The following is a 15,827-nucleotide window of genomic DNA, read 5'->3' on the forward strand; positions in this document are numbered from 1 at the left end:
TGCCCGTCCGTGAAGGGAACATTGAGGGACTCTGAGTCCCTCAATGTTCCCTTCACGGCATCACATCCGCGCCGCCGGGAAGGTCACTGCCGGGTCATGGCGAAGCTCTGGCCGTCCGAGCCGATCGGGCCGGGAGTCCAGGTGGCGCTGCCGCCGTCGTCCGCGTTCAGGCCCTGCGGGCTGGTGTCGGCGAGGTTCTTGCCGTCGAACTTGACCCCGTCGAACTTCACGCCGCCGCTGATCGACGGGTAGGAGTCGGTCGGCGATTCGATGATCGCCTCGGCCGAGGAGTGCGGCGCGTTCAGCGACTGGGTGGTCGTCTTGGTCCAGCCCTGGGTGTCGTTCTTCAGGTCGAGCGTGTAGCTGGTCCCGCTGCGGGTGACGGTCGCGGTCAGGTGGTCACCGGCCTTCACCGGAGCTTCCGACGCCGAGTAGTACACCGGTGCGGCCGGGTACATCTCGTACCACGCCTGGTACTGCGGGCTGCCGCTGGAGCAGTCGGTCGCCACCCCGGTTTGCTCCACAGAGGACGATCCGTCGCCGTCGATGCCCACCCACGGAGCGAAAAGATCGTTGCTGCTCTTGCAGGTCGCCGAGGGCTCGGTCCAGCCGGCGGTCGCGGTCGTGAAGCTGCCGAAGCTGACGTAGCCGCCCCAGTTCCCGCCGGAATAGTGATTTCCGTGGAAGTGCGCGCCAAACGAGACCGGCCCGGCGCCCGCACCGGCGACGAGAGACGCGGCGGCAACCGCTCCGACCGCGAAAAGCCTTACCGGGCGCGAAAAAATACGCGAGTTCATGGGCATCCAATCTGGTCGCGGGACTCGGGGAGCCGACGCGTACCAGTGTTGAATTTGCTTGCCCGCTGCCGGTAGCTACTTTCGAAGGGTATTCACATCTGGCGAATTACTCACCGAATGTCCTGATTCTCCTTTGTGTGCACGGAAGTCCGTGCCCGGCCCGCGGGGACGGGACGGGCCGGACACGGACCTCGCGCGCGGAGCGGACTACTGCGCGGCGCGTGCGTGCGCCGCGTCCACGAACCGGGTGGTGTAGGTCTGGGACAGATCGATCTTGTCCTTCTTGGGCTTCACGTTGCTGGAGGAGGAGCCGAGCACCTTCAGCACGTTCCGCGCACCGGCCGGGTCCATCCGGCCGTCCTTGGTGAACATCGGCAGGCTGTCCTTGAGAGATTTCACGTACAGCGCCTTGTCCCCGCCCGCGAACGACTTCGGCATCACATCGGCGACCTGTTCCGCGGTGTGCGTGGACAACCACTGCAGCGAAGCCACGTACGCGTTCGCGAGTTTCTGCACGACATCCGGATAACGCTTCACGATCTCGCAGCTCATGTACAGCGAGCTCGCCGGGTACAGCCCGCCCAGCGCGGCCTTGGTGCCTTCCGGGGTGCGCATGTCGTAGAGCACCTTGGCCTGACCGGTGTTGGTCAGCTGCGCGATCGTCGGGTCGGTCGTCATGCCGGCGTCGATCGAACCCTGTTGCATCGCCGAGATGAACGTCTGCCCGGCCCCGACCTTCACCGGCGTGTAATCCTTGCTGCCGACCCCGCCGCGGCTGGCCAGCGCCTTGGTGAGGAAGTCGGTCGACGAGCCCAGCGACGTGACGCCCAGGTTCCGGCCCCGGAAGTCCGCGCCGGACTTGATCTGGTCCGCCTTCTTCGTGGCGACCATCTCCGCCTCGCCCGGCACGTTCGCGAACTGCACCACGCTGGTGATGCATTGTTCCTTGGCCTGCAGGTCGATCGTGTGGTCGTAGAACCCGATCACGCCCTGCACCTCACCGGCCAGCAGCGAGGTTTCCGCGTTCGCGCCGGAGGGCTGGTCGAACAGTTCGACGTCCAATCCCTGCTTCTGGTATTCGCCCAGCTGCTGGGCGAGCTGGCCGGGCAGATAGATCACTTTGGACAGTCCGCCGACCATGATCTTGACGTGCGGCCGCCCGCTGTCGCCGAGGTCGATCTGCCGGGAATCCCGGCAGGCGCTCACCCCGGCCACGGTGACCAGCGCGGCCGCCGCGACCGCGAGTGTCCTTTTCAGCCGCATGTCAGATCCCCTGGCTCGCCTGGGCGGAAACCTGCGGACGCCAGCGCAGCAGCTTGCGCTCGGCCGAGCCGATCACCCATTCCGCGAACAGCGCCACCACCATGATCACCAGCATGCCGGCGTAAACCCCGGCGGTGTCGAAGGTTCCCTGCGCGTTGGCGATCAGGAAACCCATGCCCGCCTTGGCTCCGGTGTACTCGCCGACCACCGCACCGATCAGCGCGAACCCGAACGCGACGTGCAGCGAGGAAAGGATCCACGACGTCGCGCTGGGCAGCACGATCGACTGCAGCACCTGCCAGCGCGTCGCGCCGAGAATGCGCGCGTTGTCGATCAGATTGCGGTCCACTTCCCGAGCACCGGTGAACGCGTTGAAGAACACCGCGAAGAACACCAGCACGAACACCGTCGCGACTTTTGAAGACAACCCGAGACCGAACCAGATCACGAACAGCGCGGCGAGGACGATCCGCGGCATCGCGTTGGCCGCCTTGATGAACGGTGCCAGGACTTCGGCGAGATACGCGCTGCGGCCGAGAACGACACCGCAGATGACACCGGCCACCGCACCGAGCACGAAGCCGATCACGGCTTCCTCGACGGTAACCAGGATCTGGTACCAGATGCTGCCGAAATCCGTCCCGGTGGAGAACCATTCCACCAGCCGGTCCCAGATCTTCGACGGCATCGAGTAGAAGAACGGGTCGATCCAGAACCGGCCGGCCAGTTCCCACAGGCCCAGCCAGGCCACGAGGATCGCCAGCCGCAGCAACCAGACGTTGCGTCGGTGCCGCCCGGCCGACTTCTTCGCGCGGGCGACGATGTCCTGTTCGGTTTCGAAGACCGGCGTCGGCGCGGTCCGAGTCTCAAGCGACACCGGTCGCTCCCTTCTGGCGGGCCTTGTCGACCTCGCCGCGCAGCGATTCCCAGATGTCGGAGTAGATCTTGCGGAATTCCTCGGTCAGCCGAAGGTCCTCGACCTTGCGCGGCCGCTCCAGCGGGACCTCGAAGACGTCCTTGACGGTCGCCGGGCTGGTGGTCAGCACGACGACCTTGTCCGCCAGCGCGATGGCCTCGTCGAGGTCGTGCGTCACGAAGATCACCGCGGCGCCGGAGCCGGACCACAGCCGCAGCAGCTCGTCCTGCATGAGGGCGCGGGTCTGCACGTCGAGCGCGGAGAACGGCTCGTCCATCAGCAGGATCTTGGGCTCGGTGACCAGCGTCTGGGCCAGTGCGACGCGCTTGCGCATGCCGCCGGAAAGCTGGTGCGGATAGTACTTCTCGAACCCGGCCAGGCCGACCCGGCCGATCCAGTCCGCCGCCTTCTTCCGAGCGTCCTCTTTGGACTCACCGCGGAACCGCGGGCCGGAGGCGACGTTGTCCAGCACCGAACGCCACGGCATCACCGCGTCGGTCTGGAACATGTAGCCGACGCCGTCCGGAATGGACTTCACGTCCTCGCCGTGCACGACGACCCGGCCCGCCGACGGCGGTTGCAGCCCGGAAACCAGGGAGAGCGTGGTGGATTTGCCACAGCCGGTCGGGCCGACCACGGAGACGAACTCCCCGGGTTCGACGGTCATGGTGAGCTCGCGGACAGCGGTGTGGACGGAACCGGATCCGCTGGGGAACCTTTTGGTGGCGCCGATCAGTTCGATGAGTGGGGCCATCGAGGTGACTCCTTCGTCACGGTGGGGACTCGCTCGAGGCAGGTTAAGTACCGGTGTGACCCGGGAGAAGCTTGTCGACGTTCTGCGTGCGCTCTGCGCGTTCTCCACGTTTTGCTCGTTTAGCGCACGGCGCTGAGCTGGGGGTATGTTCCCTGCCATGCCGAATTGGGCGCTCTTCCCGCGGATGCGGTTCACCCGTCAGGTGCTGCTGTTGCAGATCGGCGTGGTGGTCCTGCTCGTGGGCCTCGGCGTCGCACTGGTCAGCTGGCTGCTGCGCACGACGCTGGTCGAGCAGTACGGCCAGCGAGCGCTGGCGATCGCGAAATCGGTGGCGACCGAGCCGGCGGTGGTCAACGGCGCCGCCTCCCGGAAACCGAATCCGGACCTGCAGCAGCGAGTCGAGGCGGTGACCGGCACCGACGACGCGCTGCTGTTCGTGGTCATCACCGACGATCACGGCATCCGGCTGGCGCATCCGACCCGGTCGGAGGTCGGCAAGCCGGTGAGCAGCTCGTGGGAAGAAGTGATCGCGGGCAACGACGTGGTCAGCGAGTTCAACGCCGGCACGCTCGGCCCGTCGGTGCGCAGCAAAACCCCGATCCGGCTCGGCCCGCGCGTCGTCGGCGAGGTCAGCGTCGGCTACCGCATCGGCGAGCTCACCAGCGATTTCAACCGGATATTGGTCTTGACGATGATCTTCGCCGGCGGCGCGCTGCTGATCGGGGCCGGTGCGTCGGCGCTGCTCAACCGCCGCTTGCGCCGCGTAACGCACGGCCTTGAACCGCACGAGCTGACCGAGCTTCTGTACGAACACGAAGCCGTCCTGCACGGCATCGGCGAAGGAGTGCTGGCCGTCGACGCCGAACATCGGGTGACCGTCCGCAACGACGAGGCCGAACGCCTGTTGGACACTCCCCTGCCGGTCGGCACGCCGCTCGAAGAACTGGACCTGTCACCGCGCGTGCACAACGCCGTCGCCGAGGGACTGCCGGTGGACAATCTGCTGGCAGTAGCCGGAAATCGGGTACTGGTGGTCAACTCCCGCGCCGTGCACCGGGACGAGCGCGCCCTCGGCACCGTGCTGACTTTCCGCGACCGCACCGATCTCGACACCCTCACCCGGGAACTGGACGGCATCCGTTCGCTTTCCGACGGCCTGCGTGCCCAGCGCCACGAGTTCGCCAACCGCCTGCACACCCTGTCCGGCTTGCTGCAACTGGGCCACCACGCCGAGGCTGAGGAGTACCTGCAGACGCTCACCGAGACCACCGCTTCCCGGGCGCGACCGCTCGACGACCGGGTCGCCGACCCCTACCTGCGGGCCCTGCTGGTCGCGAAAACCGAGCAGGCACAGGAAAAAGGCATAGATCTGCGGGTCGCCGACGATTCCTGGGCACCCACCCCGGTGACCGATCCGATCGCCGCCGGAACAGTGATCGGCAACCTGGTCGACAACGCCCTGCACGCCGCCCTGCTCGGCCCGCGCCGGCCCTCCTGGGTGGAGATCGGACTGCTTGCCGACGGGTCCGCTTTGCATGTGTCCGTTGTAGACAGTGGGCCAGGTGTCGCGCCTGACCTGCGGGACAACCTCTTCGCTGAGGGAGTGTCCACAAAGCTCAGTCCCGGGCACGGTCTTGGCCTCGCCCTGGCACGGCAAGCCGCCCGTGCCCGAGACGGCGACGTGTGGCTCGCCGACCCCGGCGGCGATACCGTCGGCGCGCTGTTCGTGGCCAAACTTCCTGGCCTGCTGGACCGACCCGAGGAGACCGACGCATGATCCGCACCCTGATCGTGGACGACGACTTCCGCGTCGCCGGCGTGCACGCGGGTTTCGTGTCGGAGGTACCGGGTTTCACCGTCGCAGGTGTCGCGCACACCGCCGCCGAGGCTCGCGCGCGCGTGCGGGAACTGACCCCGGACTTGGTGCTGTTGGACGTCTACCTGCCGGACGAGCCCGGCCTGTCCGTCCTGCCCGACCTCAAAACGGACACCATCGTGCTGTCCGCCGCCACCGACCCCACGTCGATCTCTGCCGCGCTCCGCGCCGGCGCGCTGAACTACCTGATCAAACCGTTCACGACCCGGCAGCTGTCCGAACGGCTCACCTCCTACGCCCGCTACCGCGGGTTGATGACGACGGAACGACCGCTGTCGCAGGAAGACGTGGACCGCGCGTTTCGCTCGTTGCACGACCAGGACCGGGCAGCCACGCCGAAGGGTCAGTCAAGCGCGACCGCGCGGCTGGTGTCCGAGCGGCTGCGCGACTCGCCCGCTCCGCTGTCCGCGGCGGAAGTAGCGCGAGAACTCGGCATGGCACGCGCGACCGCGCAGCGCTACCTGACCGCGCTCGCGGAGTCCGGCGCGGTGGAAATGCGGCTCCGATACGGCGCTACCGGCCGCCCGGAGCACGAGTACGCCTGGATCGGCTGATCCGCGGGCTCAGTGCCCGGCCGCGATCCGCTCAGCCGCGTCCACCCAGGACTTCCAGTCCAGGTACTGGCCGATCCGGGGCTGCGCCGAACTCGTCGTCGGCGCTGGCGGGTCCACTCGCGGATCGGCTTCTTCCGCAGCCGGTGCAGCCGGTGCGCGCGGCGTAGCGGACCGGGTCGGAACGTGCCGGCGAGCAGGGGAATCGTGCGAGGGCACGGGAACGTAGACGGTGACCGGCGGTGCGGTCTGGGTGATCGGCGCGACCACCGTCGAGGGCACCGGGATCTGCTGTTCGGCGACCGGAACACGCTGGTCCGCCTGCGCGACCTCGTCCGAGGTGTGGTCGTGTGCCCCGGCGAGCAACCCGCCGGTCAACCAGCCGAACCCGACCAGCAGCACCGCGGCGCCGCCGCCGATCCACCGCTGGGCCCGCCGCCGCACCACCACCGCACGCGGCCCCTGCTCGGCCGGCGCGGTGCCGGCGACCACCGGGATCTGCTGCGTCGACTCGCAACTGGTCTCCGCGGCCACCGCGTCGTCGGCGCGACGCGGGACGCTCGCCGCGATGATCCCGGTGCGGTCGACCAGCTCCCCGGAGGCGCGGTCTGCGGGCGCGTGCGGACGGCGCTCGGCAAGGCGCAGCATCGAGGGCTACCTCCGGGGTGCGGACACACGGGTGGACGGGGTGCATTCTGCTGTAGTTCCGACGGGGTTGGTCTAAATGCAACTCCATCGGGTGAGCAAGCCCGCTCCGGCCGCGTTATCCGTTCCGCTTCGAGCGGTTGAGCCCCGGTCGCGCCAGCATCGCGAGCGGCCGCTGGTAGGCGGAACCGAAGACGCGCGGGATGGCGTCGATGACGTAGGCGTCCGGTCCGATGAGGATCCGCGCGCACTTCCGGCGCACTCCGCGCAGGATCGTCTGCGCCGCCTTTTTCGGTGTGGTGAGGGCGATCTTGTCGAACCCGGCGGCCAGGTCGTCCTGGTCGCCGCCGCCGCGTGCGTTGCGCGCGATGTTGGTCTTGATCCCGCCCGGGTGCACGCAGCTGACACCGACCGGATGCCCGGCCGCGAGCATTTCTTCGCGCAGCGACTCGGTGAATCCGCGAACGGCGAACTTCGCCGCGTTGTAGGCACTCTGCGTAGGCACTCCGACGAATCCGAACACGCTGGAGATATTCACGAGATGACCGTCGCCGGAGGCGATGAGATGAGGCAGGAACGCCTTCGTCCCGTTCACCACGCCGCCGAGGTTGATGCCGAGCAGCCAGTCGAAGTCCTCGAAGGTCATCTCCTCGACGGTCGCGCCGAGCGCCACCCCGGCGTTGTTGACGACGAGGTTCACCCGCCCGTGCTCTCCCGCGACGTCCTCGGCGTGGGCGAGCACCGCGGCCCGGTCGGCCACGTCGAGCGCATGGCCGCGCACGAGCGCACCGCGTTCGCGGGCCTGGCGAACGGTGCCGTCGAGCCCCTCGGAGTCGACATCGGAAAGTTCCAGCCGGGCGCCATGCAACGCCAGCTCCAGAGCGAGCGCGCGGCCGATGCCCGAGCCCGCTCCGGTGATCACCGCGACTTTGCCTGAGAAGTCCTTCATTTTCCCACCCTGTCCTCACCGGTTGTTCTGATACTAGTGACGGGAACCGGTACGGGAGGTGACATGCGGCGCACGGTGATCGGGCTGTTCGCACTGATGAGTGCAAGCGGTGCCGTCGTGGCGTGCACGGACAAAACGGATGATCCGGTGATCCCTGCGACCTCGACGGCGGCGAAGCCGCTCCACCCGGCGATCGGCGCGTTGTTCGTCGACGGCGCGCATTACTGCACCGCGAGCGTGGTCCACAGCCCCCGAGGCGACGAACTGGTCACCGCCGCCCACTGCATCCACGACGGCGAGGGCGGCGGATACCTGACCGGCGTGACGTTCGCCCCCGGCTTCCACGACGGCATCGCGCCGTACGGGTATTGGCAGGTCGGGGACGAGACGGTCGCGCAAGGCTGGATGGACACGTCCGATCCGAACCTCGATGTCGGCTTCGCGACGGCGCGCCAGGCCGGCTCGCCGGAACCGATCGAATCGGTGACCGGAGCGAACCAGCTGGGCGCGAACGGTCCCTTCGCGCGCCCGGTGACGGTGGCCGGCTACCCGGACGGCGTGGACGAGGTGGCCACCTGCCAGGTGCAGACACAGCAGCAGGACGAACACCAGATGCGCCTCGACTGCCCCGGTTTCGCGACCGGCACGAGCGGCAGCCCGCTGGTGGCGGACCCGGCACCGGACACGAAGCTGGGCACGGTGGTCGGCGTGGTCGGCGGATACGAGGCGGGCGGATACACCGATGACGTGTCGTACGCCAGCTACTTCGACGACCAGATCACCGCGCTCTATCAGAAGGCGACCGCCACCCCGTGACATGATTCGCCCATGAACGTGCGCGATGTCCCGATCACCGGCGAACCCATCCGGCTCGGCCAGTTTCTGAAGCTGGCCGATCTGGCGGACAACGGAGCGCACGCGAAGGATTTGATCGACGCGGAAGAGGTGACGGTCAACGGCGAGGTGGAGACTCGCCGGGGGCGTCAGCTGGCGAACGGCGACGTGGTCTCGGTCGGCGGCGACGAGGCTCGGGTTTCGCTGTCTGACTGACGCGGGTTCGGGGCGGGGGGCCGTTCGCTCCGGATGCCGCGAGCGAGAGCGCCGTTCCCACCACCACCCGCGGCGAGCGAGGGCCATTCGCGACCGGTCGCGGCGCGCGAACGGACCCCTCGCACCCTGCAGTAACCCCCGTGCCGAACCGTCCGTCCTCACCCCACCGTGCTCAACGGCGCCAACCCCAACCCCAGCGCCAGCGAGTCCAGCTGGCGCCGCACCCCGGCCTGCAACGGCACCCCCAACGCGCGGCACTGCTCGAGATACTGCGCTTCCCGCCAGCCCGGATACCGGATCGGCGTCCCGCCTTCCGCCCATCCGAGCATGCTGCCGAACACCGCACTCGCCGCCCGGTAAAAGCCGTCCGCGCTGCGCAGTGTCGTCGGGGCGATCGCGAGTACCAGCAGTCCGGTGTCGTGTTCGTGGTCCGCGACGCCGGACAGCACGCCGGCCAGTACGTCGACCATCAACGCGAACCCGGCGAACTGCGGATTCCGAGCCGTGTCGGCGAGGTCGACGTCCAGCACGAACTCCGGGTACGCCCCGGCCGGCGCGGCCATGCCCAGCGGGTGCACCGGCTGATCGCCGTACCCGCCGGCCGCCATCACGAGGCCGATCATCCCGTGCGGGAGCGCCCGCGCGGCATGGTGGCCGACGCGGCCGAACGGCCCGACTCCGCGCAACGACAGCAATCCGACGCCGAACCGTCCCGCTCGCTGCACGGCCCGGTCCATCGCCTCCCCGACCGCCCACAACCCGGACGCCCGCCGGTAGTCGACCAGGGCCGCGGCACCGCGGTCCGCGATCAGCAACGGCTCGGCGGACGGGCTGACCAGACCGTTTTCAATCGCGGGCAGGTGCACCCGGGTCAGTTCCGCGACGCCCGTATCCGGCGCGCCGGTGAGATCGCCGTGGCAGAGCGCCTCCGCGGCCGGGCGCGCTCGCTCCTCCGGAAAGCCTTGAGCCATCAGGACAACTGCGACGAGCGTGACCAGTTCGTCGGCGGGAACGCGCCGCCATGCCTGCTCGGGAATGGGAGTGTCGGCGGGAACGTCGGGGGCGGGGCGGGCGGAACGAAGCGCACGGGGTCTGAGGGCCACTTCATCAAGGTTGCCGGGCATTCTCCGGCCCCGTCAACGAGGTTGGCCCGAGAGTGTGATGTGGGTTGCCGAAGAGACGTACCCTGAATCGCATGTGCCGAAACATCACGACGCTCCGCGGCTTGCAGCCCGCTGCCACGACCGATGAGATCGAAGCCGCGGCACGCCAGTACGTGCGGAAAGTGACCGGGGTGCAGTCCCTTTCGGACGCGACGCGCGAGCCGTTCGAGGCCGCGGTCGCGGAGATCGCGCAGATCACGGCGCGGCTGCTGGAGGAACTTCCGCAGCGCCGTCAGCCGCCGGCGACCGTGCCGCCGTTGCGGCGGCCGGAGGTCCAGGCGCGGATCGCGCTGCGGGAAATGAAAAAAGCCTGACCCCGGCACGAAAACGGTTCAGTCCACCTCTTGCCCGGGAAACCGCGGCTTGATCTCGCGGTTGAGATACCGGCCCGGGCTCTGCGCGGCCATCAGTTCGCGGTGCACTCGCGCGGGCACGAGGTGGTAGCGGTACACCGAACCGTTCCGGAAACCGACTTCCAGCACCGATCGAGCGGCGTCGTAGCCGACGTCGCGAAGGACGGATGACTCCACGGGAACCCGGCGCACAGCGAGCATCAGGATACCGTGCGACCAGCCGTCCGGGTGATCATTGGCGACGGGAACCAGGCGACCCGCCAACGTCAGCGAGCCGCCCGGCGCCCCTCACGCCGGAATGAGCGCCCAGACCGTCTCGTGGCTGGTGCCGCCCAGGAACGGCCGCTGCTCCAGGATCGAGGCGGTGCCGTTGCTGACCTGCCGCACCGCGAGCCCGCTGTCCCGGTTGACCAGGCCATACATCATGTCCGCCGTCTTGACCAGCTTCCACAGCTGATTGGACGAAGAGCCGCAGCCGGTCTGTTCCAGCTGGACACCGGCCTTGGTGCTGCCTCCGACCGGACGCATGCACTTGCCGCTCTTGTCGTTGACGATCTTCCAGTACTGCCCGTCGGCGACCAGCTTCCACTTCTGGCTGGCATCATCCTGCCGGCCGGTGTTGTCGAGCAGCGCTCCGCTGGCGGTCGAACCGTTGACCACCGCCGCGCTGTTCCCGTTCGACGTGTTGGCCAGGTAGTACTTCTTGCCGTTCTTCGGGCCGGCGTCCGCGACCGGGTTGAGCTTCCACTGCTGGCTGGCCGCCCCGGTGTAGGGCTGCTGGACCAGCGGTGCCGGGTAGGAGCCGTTCTCGGTGAGCGCGTACCCGGTCAGGTAGTTGAAGATCGCCACGCGGCCGTTGCCGAGTGACTGGAACGCCCACCGCATCCCGTTCTGGCCGTTGCAGTTGTACTGCAGGACCTCGGTGCCGGGCGCCGTCCCGCTCTGCGCGCTGTCCACGCACAGCTGGCTGTTGGCGTTGACGAGCTGCAGACCGGTTTCGTAGTACAGCACCCATTTTTGGCTCAGCGAGTCGTTTTTGTTCTTGGTGCTGAGCTTGACCAGTCCGCCGGTCGAGGAACCGATGATATCGACGGCCCGGCCGCTGGCCCCGGTGATGACGTAGGTCTTCCCGCCCTGGGCGTGCCCGTCGTTGTTGTCCGGGGTGTCCTTCTTGATCAGGAAGGCGCTGTTGGCGACGTTCCAATGCGTGGCGAGCCAGCTGCCCGGCTTCGGGTTGGTGCTGTAGTAGTCGTCGTGACCGCAGTCCATCAACCGGTCTTTGTCTCGCTCCGGGCAGGCGCTGTAGTCCTGGGTGTCGCCGTAGCACATGATGTCCCATTCCTGGGAGCAGTGGCCGCCGCCCTGGAAATGCGGTGCGCCGGGCAGGACAGCGCCCAGCATGTGGCCCAGTTCGTGGGCCATCGCGTTGGCGCCCCAGCAGTTGGGGCCGATCTCGGTCCAGTGCCCGCCGTTGTTGAACCGGTTGGCGGGGCCGGGCTGGTCGTCGCTGTCGCCGACGGTGCCGCCGCAGGTCGCGCTGTTGTCGGAGAAGATCACGTAGTCGCGGTCTTTGTTGTTGCCGTCGGCCTTGGCCACCGCGTCGAAGATGTTCCCGTACCCGCCTTTGGGAAGCACCAGGTTGCCGATGTCGAGCTGGCAGCCCGCGCCGGCCGTCGTGACGTACCGGATGTGCCGGCTGCCGCCGGTGTCCGCCGCGCTGTCGTTGTAGGCGTCGTCGACCCCGGCCGCGTACGCCTGCAACGACGGAACGACCTTCGCGTACCGGTCGGGCTGGTCCGCCTCCCGGACGTAGAACACCTTGACGCGCTTGCCGGTCTGCCCGTCGCCTTCGCAGGTGATCGGGCTGGCGGCGATCTGCGCCCGCGCGGCGGCGGGCGGGAGCGGCGCTACCGGGGCCGAGCCGGGCGGCAGCGGCTCGGAGAAGAAGTTCTCCGCCGGCACGGCTCCGGCTCCGGTGGCGCTTCCGGCGAGCAGGCCGCACACCAGGCCCGCTGCCGTGAGCACCCCGGCCAGCCTGCGCTTTCTTTCGGACATGGATCTTCCTTCCGCGAGAGCGAGTTCGCGATGGACTCCGACGAAGCCACAAGTTAGAGATCAGATGAATACGGCACCAGGCAGAAAGACCGACAGAACCCGTTGCGTCCTGGTGATCGACACAGGATGGCCCGAATGGGCGTAGACCAGCTCACGGAACCTCGACGACAAGACTTCCCGACACGCCCGAACGCACCGCTGTCATCGGATGTGTGAATACGTCCGGCTCTTCACCGATCAGCCTCGTCGCGTGCTCGCGGCCGCTGGTTGGCGACGCCGGTTGAGCTGACGATTTCCGCCCTCGGATACCCTGGTCGCGCGCCGGGTAGCGTGTCCGAGCGGCCTAAGGAGTGCGTCTTGAAAACGCATGAGGGTTGATCCCCTCCGTGGGTTCGAATCCCACCGCTACCGCAGCCGGAACTGCCCCGCACCCTCTCGGGTACGGGGCAGTTCTTCGCTTCGACGCGGAAAGAGACGCGGAAAGATCGGTGCGCGCCGGCCCTACTGGCTCAGCGTTTCCCGCCGCCCCTCCACCTCGTCCAGATGCTCGAGCACCCGGGTGAACGCGTTCCCCATCGCGGACTGCTCGTCCGGTGTCAGCAGGTCGATCAAGTGCTCGCGCGCGCCCCGCACATGGGTCGGAGCGGCCTCGGCCAGCACCTCGTGCCCGGCGTCGGTCAACGCGGTCAGCACCCCGCGCTTGTCGTCCGGATCCGGCCTGCGCGCAACCAAGCCCGCCGACTCCAGTTTGCCGATCTGGTGCGACAGCCGGCTCTTCGTGGAGCCGAGCAGCGCGGCCAGTTCGGTCATCCGCAAGCACCGGCCCGGGGACGCGTCCAGGACCACCAGCACCTCGTAGTCCGACAGCGATACCCCGTGCGCTTCGGTCAGCTCGCGGTGCAGGCGCTGGCGCAGCCGCAGCGACGCGACGATGTACGCGCGCCAGGCGTGCTGCTCCGCCGGATCCAGCCAGCGCACGTCCTGGTCGTCGCTCATCTACGCAGCGTAGAAGGCGGGCCGCGAAGTGCGCGTTCGGGCCCGCGGTGAAAACTTCCCCCGATGGGGGGTTACGAAAAGGTTGAGACTCGCTCCGAAGAGGCGCATCCTCAATGGACAGCGGAGGGCAGGCCCGGATCCCGGAGCGCGCCGCGGGGGTGCGCCGGCCCGGTCTCCCGCCGGGAGAGGCCAGGTGGTGGCATGGCAGGTAGTACCCGCGGTTGACCGCCCGCTGTGTCCCCGCGACCGGCACGGACCGTTCCGGTTCGGTCGCGATTGCGAACAGCACTGGCACCCCGTGCGCTCGGCATCGACCACGCGCACACCCGGCGTCGTTGAGGCGTGCTTCTCTTCGCGGCCTCGGCACCGCGAAGGCATAGCCGGACGCCAGCCCGACCGGTGGTTGACCGCTGAAACGAAACCTCGGTAGTACCTGGGTGCGGCTCCTCGCGCAGGAGCCGCACCCAGCCATGTCGGCGGCGGTGCGGTTACGCTTCCGGCGTGCGATTCGACGACAACGCGGGACTGGACGCCTCCGAAGTCGAGGACATGCGTGGCAGCGGCGGCGGAGGGGGCGGCGGCCTTGGCCGCGGCATGGCGATCGGCGGCGGCGGGCTCGGCATCGTCGGCGTGATCATCTACTTCGTGATTTCCCAGCTCGGCGGCGGCGGGACGGGGGCGGCGCCGGCGGCGGGCGGGCTCTCGCTCGGCAACGTCGGATCCGGGCAGCAGGTGGACACCAGCGCGCTCGCGCAGAAGTGCCGCACCGGTGCCGACGCCAACCGCGACCACGACTGCGCGATCCTCGCCGTCGTCAACTCCATCCAGGACTACTGGACGCAGGAGTTCTCCCGCTCCGGCCAGACCTACCGGAAGGCGACCACCCGGTTCTTCACCGGCGGCGTGCGCACCGGGTGCGGCAGCGCCACTTCGGACACCGGCCCGTTCTACTGCCCGGCCGACTCGCACGTGTACATCGACCTGTCGTTCTTCAACGAGCTGAAGACCCGGTTCGGCGCGCAGGGCGGGCTGTTCACCGAGGCGTACGTGCTCGCCCACGAATACGGCCACCACGTGCAGAACCTCACCGGCACCTCGAAGAAGGGCACCGGCACCGGCGCGACGTCCGGCTCGGTCCGGCTCGAACTGCAGGCCGACTGCTACGCGGGTGTCTGGGCCAACCACGCCTCCACCACCCCGACCCAATCCGGGAAACCGCTGGTCCAGGACGTCACCAAGGACGACATCTCGCGGGCGCTGGACACCGCGTCCCGGATCGGCGACGACTACATCCAGACGAAACTGGGCAGCGGGCACGCCGACTCGTCGACGTTCACGCACGGCACCTCGGCACAGCGCGAGAAGTGGTTCACCACCGGGTACCAGACCGGCTCGCCCGCCCGCTGCAACACCTTCAGCACCAACAACCTCGGCTGACCCGGGATACAGTCGGCCCATGCACGCGATCACGATCCGCGAACCCGGTGCCCCTGACGTCCTCGAGTGGACCGAGACCCCGGATCCGGAGCCCGGTCCGGGCGAGGTTCTGCTCGACGTCGCGGCCAGCGCCGTGAACCGCGCCGACCTGCTGCAACGGCAAGGAAACTACCCACCGCCGCCCGGGGCCAGCGAGGTGCTCGGCCTGGAATGCTCCGGCACGGTCGCCGCGCTCGGCGAGGGTGTCGAGGGCTGGCAGGTCGGCGACGAGGTGTGCGCGCTGCTCGCCGGCGGCGGGTACGCGGAGCGCGTCGTCGTCCCGGCGGGTCAGCTGCTGCCGGTTCCGGCCGAGGTCGACCTGATCGCCGCGGCCGGACTGCCCGAGGTGGCCTGCACGGTGTGGGCGAACGTCGTGATGCACGCCGGGCTCGGAGAAGGCCAAGTACTGCTGGTGCACGGCGGCGCGGGCGGCATCGGCACGCACGCGATCCAGGTCGGCAAGGCGCTGGGCGCGACGGTCGCGGTCACCGCCGGCTCGGAAGAGCGGCTCGAACGCTGCCGTCAGCTCGGCGCGGACATCGCGATCAACTACAAGGAACAGGACTTCGTCGAGGTGCTGCGCGCCGAAACGAAGGGCGCCGACGTCATCCTCGACAACATGGGCGCGAAGTACCTTGGCCGCAACATCGACGCGCTGGCGATGGACGGCAGGCTGGTCATCATCGGAATGCAGGGCGGCGTCAACGGCGAGCTGAACATCGGCAAGCTGCTCGGCAAACGCGCCAGCGTGTTCGCCGCCGGGCTGCGTTTCCGTCCCCTCGACCAGAAAGCGGCGATTGTCGCGGATGTCCGGAAGCGGTTGTGGCCGCTGGTCGAGCGAGGCTCGGTGAAGCCGATCATCGGCGACATCGTGCCGATGGCCGAGGCCGCGTCCGCGCACCGGATGCTCGAAGACGGCGAGATCTTCGGAAAAGTACTGCTGACCGCCAAGTCCTGACCGAGTCCGTGAAGGGAACATCGAG

General features: G+C 68.5%; 17 protein-coding genes and 1 tRNA gene. 8 read left to right on the top strand and 10 right to left on the bottom strand.

Annotated elements, in window-relative coordinates; genetic code table 11:
• Positions 1–83: 83 nt before the first annotated feature.
• The 4 genes from AMYBE_RS0131310 to AMYBE_RS0131325 form a co-directional block, all read right to left on the bottom strand.
• Entirely contained in the window at positions 84–797 is a 714-nt protein-coding gene (locus AMYBE_RS0131310; RefSeq protein WP_020663339.1) for a G1 family glutamic endopeptidase, read from the bottom strand.
• Positions 798–1,004: 207 nt separating this feature from the next.
• A complete protein-coding gene (locus AMYBE_RS0131315) occupies positions 1,005–2,060 on the bottom strand; it encodes an ABC transporter substrate-binding protein (protein ID WP_020663340.1) in 1,056 nt (351 codons plus the stop codon).
• 1 nt (position 2,061) lies between these two features.
• Positions 2,062–2,937, bottom strand: coding sequence for an ABC transporter permease (locus AMYBE_RS0131320; protein WP_020663341.1), 876 nt, complete (start codon positions 2,935–2,937; stop codon positions 2,062–2,064).
• Positions 2,927–3,730 carry an ABC transporter ATP-binding protein gene (locus tag AMYBE_RS0131325; protein WP_020663342.1) on the bottom strand — a complete coding sequence of 268 codons (804 nt, stop codon included), beginning with the start codon at positions 3,728–3,730 and terminating at the stop codon, positions 2,927–2,929. Before AMYBE_RS0131325 ends, AMYBE_RS0131320 begins: the two co-directional genes overlap by 11 nt.
• 157 nt (positions 3,731–3,887) lie before the next feature.
• Here AMYBE_RS0131325 and AMYBE_RS0131330 point away from each other — a divergent pair, with 157 nt between their 5' ends.
• Positions 3,888–5,507: a sensor histidine kinase gene (locus tag AMYBE_RS0131330; protein ID WP_245573282.1), complete on the top strand. Its 1,620-nt coding sequence runs from the start codon at positions 3,888–3,890 to the stop codon at positions 5,505–5,507.
• Positions 5,504–6,160: a response regulator gene (locus AMYBE_RS0131335; RefSeq protein ID WP_020663344.1), complete on the top strand. Its 657-nt coding sequence runs from the start codon at positions 5,504–5,506 to the stop codon at positions 6,158–6,160. Before AMYBE_RS0131330 ends, AMYBE_RS0131335 begins: the two co-directional genes overlap by 4 nt.
• A 9-nt stretch (positions 6,161–6,169) precedes the next feature.
• Here AMYBE_RS0131335 and AMYBE_RS0131340 read toward each other — a convergent pair whose 3' ends face one another.
• Both AMYBE_RS0131340 and AMYBE_RS0131345 read right to left on the bottom strand, forming a co-directional pair.
• Positions 6,170–6,805 (bottom strand): hypothetical protein, encoded by a 636-nt coding sequence (locus tag AMYBE_RS0131340; protein ID WP_020663345.1) that lies wholly within the window; start codon positions 6,803–6,805, stop codon positions 6,170–6,172.
• A gap of 115 nt (positions 6,806–6,920) precedes the next feature.
• Positions 6,921–7,751 (bottom strand): SDR family NAD(P)-dependent oxidoreductase, encoded by an 831-nt coding sequence (locus AMYBE_RS0131345; protein ID WP_020663346.1) that lies wholly within the window; start codon positions 7,749–7,751, stop codon positions 6,921–6,923.
• Positions 7,752–7,814: 63 nt separating this feature from the next.
• Here AMYBE_RS0131345 and AMYBE_RS0131350 point away from each other — a divergent pair, with 63 nt between their 5' ends.
• Both AMYBE_RS0131350 and AMYBE_RS0131355 read left to right on the top strand, forming a co-directional pair.
• Positions 7,815–8,567: a trypsin-like serine peptidase gene (locus AMYBE_RS0131350; protein ID WP_020663347.1), complete on the top strand. Its 753-nt coding sequence runs from the start codon at positions 7,815–7,817 to the stop codon at positions 8,565–8,567.
• Between the two features lie 12 nt (positions 8,568–8,579).
• Positions 8,580–8,801, top strand: coding sequence for an RNA-binding S4 domain-containing protein (locus tag AMYBE_RS0131355; protein WP_020663348.1), 222 nt, complete (start codon positions 8,580–8,582; stop codon positions 8,799–8,801).
• A 158-nt stretch (positions 8,802–8,959) separates the two neighbouring features.
• Here AMYBE_RS0131355 and AMYBE_RS0131360 read toward each other — a convergent pair whose 3' ends face one another.
• Entirely contained in the window at positions 8,960–9,904 is a 945-nt protein-coding gene (locus AMYBE_RS0131360) for an Ldh family oxidoreductase (protein ID WP_245573283.1), read from the bottom strand.
• A gap of 92 nt (positions 9,905–9,996) precedes the next feature.
• Here AMYBE_RS0131360 and AMYBE_RS0131365 point away from each other — a divergent pair, with 92 nt between their 5' ends.
• Positions 9,997–10,278 (top strand): DUF2277 domain-containing protein, encoded by a 282-nt coding sequence (locus tag AMYBE_RS0131365; protein ID WP_020663350.1) that lies wholly within the window; start codon positions 9,997–9,999, stop codon positions 10,276–10,278.
• Positions 10,279–10,296: 18 nt separating this feature from the next.
• Here AMYBE_RS0131365 and AMYBE_RS0131370 read toward each other — a convergent pair whose 3' ends face one another.
• Both AMYBE_RS0131370 and AMYBE_RS0131375 read right to left on the bottom strand, forming a co-directional pair.
• A complete protein-coding gene (locus AMYBE_RS0131370) occupies positions 10,297–10,518 on the bottom strand; it encodes a KTSC domain-containing protein (protein WP_020663351.1) in 222 nt (73 codons plus the stop codon).
• Between the two features lie 87 nt (positions 10,519–10,605).
• On the bottom strand, positions 10,606–12,372 hold the full coding sequence (locus AMYBE_RS0131375) for an RICIN domain-containing protein (RefSeq protein WP_027928201.1): 1,767 nt from the start codon (positions 12,370–12,372) through the stop codon (positions 10,606–10,608).
• Between the two features lie 324 nt (positions 12,373–12,696).
• On the opposite strand from AMYBE_RS0131375, the gene AMYBE_RS45200 reads away from it, so the two are divergent.
• Positions 12,697–12,783, top strand: a tRNA-Ser gene (locus tag AMYBE_RS45200).
• 90 nt (positions 12,784–12,873) lie between these two features.
• On the opposite strand, the gene AMYBE_RS0131380 is transcribed toward AMYBE_RS45200, so the two are convergent.
• Positions 12,874–13,368 (bottom strand): MarR family winged helix-turn-helix transcriptional regulator, encoded by a 495-nt coding sequence (locus tag AMYBE_RS0131380; protein WP_020663352.1) that lies wholly within the window; start codon positions 13,366–13,368, stop codon positions 12,874–12,876.
• A 501-nt stretch (positions 13,369–13,869) separates the two neighbouring features.
• On the opposite strand from AMYBE_RS0131380, the gene ypfJ reads away from it, so the two are divergent.
• Both ypfJ and AMYBE_RS0131390 read left to right on the top strand, forming a co-directional pair.
• A complete protein-coding gene (ypfJ, locus tag AMYBE_RS0131385) occupies positions 13,870–14,805 on the top strand; it encodes a KPN_02809 family neutral zinc metallopeptidase (protein WP_020663353.1) in 936 nt (311 codons plus the stop codon).
• A gap of 19 nt (positions 14,806–14,824) precedes the next feature.
• Positions 14,825–15,802, top strand: a complete 978-nt coding sequence (locus AMYBE_RS0131390; RefSeq protein ID WP_020663354.1) for an NAD(P)H-quinone oxidoreductase — start codon at positions 14,825–14,827, stop codon at positions 15,800–15,802.
• The last annotated feature ends 25 nt before the right edge of the window (positions 15,803–15,827 follow it).

Origin of the sequence: Amycolatopsis benzoatilytica AK 16/65 (assembly GCF_000383915.1) — a bacterium.
Lineage (GTDB): Bacteria > Actinomycetota > Actinomycetes > Mycobacteriales > Pseudonocardiaceae > Amycolatopsis > Amycolatopsis benzoatilytica.

What these genes read in the sequence shown, in the direction of transcription:
- AMYBE_RS0131310 (WP_020663339.1), bottom strand. Translation starts at nt 797, where the DNA reads ATGAACTCGCGTATTTTTTCGCGCCCGGTAAGGCTTTTCGCGGTCGGA.
- AMYBE_RS0131315 (WP_020663340.1), bottom strand. Translation starts at nt 2,060, where the DNA reads ATGCGGCTGAAAAGGACACTCGCGGTCGCGGCGGCCGCGCTGGTCACC.
- AMYBE_RS0131325 (WP_020663342.1), bottom strand. Translation starts at nt 3,730, where the DNA reads ATGGCCCCACTCATCGAACTGATCGGCGCCACCAAAAGGTTCCCCAGC.
- AMYBE_RS0131330 (WP_245573282.1), top strand. Translation starts at nt 3,888, where the DNA reads ATGCCGAATTGGGCGCTCTTCCCGCGGATGCGGTTCACCCGTCAGGTG.
- AMYBE_RS0131335 (WP_020663344.1), top strand. Translation starts at nt 5,504, where the DNA reads ATGATCCGCACCCTGATCGTGGACGACGACTTCCGCGTCGCCGGCGTG.
- AMYBE_RS0131340 (WP_020663345.1), bottom strand. Translation starts at nt 6,805, where the DNA reads ATGCTGCGCCTTGCCGAGCGCCGTCCGCACGCGCCCGCAGACCGCGCC.
- AMYBE_RS0131345 (WP_020663346.1), bottom strand. Translation starts at nt 7,751, where the DNA reads ATGAAGGACTTCTCAGGCAAAGTCGCGGTGATCACCGGAGCGGGCTCG.
- AMYBE_RS0131350 (WP_020663347.1), top strand. Translation starts at nt 7,815, where the DNA reads ATGCGGCGCACGGTGATCGGGCTGTTCGCACTGATGAGTGCAAGCGGT.
- AMYBE_RS0131355 (WP_020663348.1), top strand. Translation starts at nt 8,580, where the DNA reads ATGAACGTGCGCGATGTCCCGATCACCGGCGAACCCATCCGGCTCGGC.
- AMYBE_RS0131365 (WP_020663350.1), top strand. Translation starts at nt 9,997, where the DNA reads ATGTGCCGAAACATCACGACGCTCCGCGGCTTGCAGCCCGCTGCCACG.
- AMYBE_RS0131370 (WP_020663351.1), bottom strand. Translation starts at nt 10,518, where the DNA reads ATGCTCGCTGTGCGCCGGGTTCCCGTGGAGTCATCCGTCCTTCGCGAC.
- AMYBE_RS0131375 (WP_027928201.1), bottom strand. Translation starts at nt 12,372, where the DNA reads ATGTCCGAAAGAAAGCGCAGGCTGGCCGGGGTGCTCACGGCAGCGGGC.
- AMYBE_RS0131380 (WP_020663352.1), bottom strand. Translation starts at nt 13,368, where the DNA reads ATGAGCGACGACCAGGACGTGCGCTGGCTGGATCCGGCGGAGCAGCAC.
- AMYBE_RS0131390 (WP_020663354.1), top strand. Translation starts at nt 14,825, where the DNA reads ATGCACGCGATCACGATCCGCGAACCCGGTGCCCCTGACGTCCTCGAG.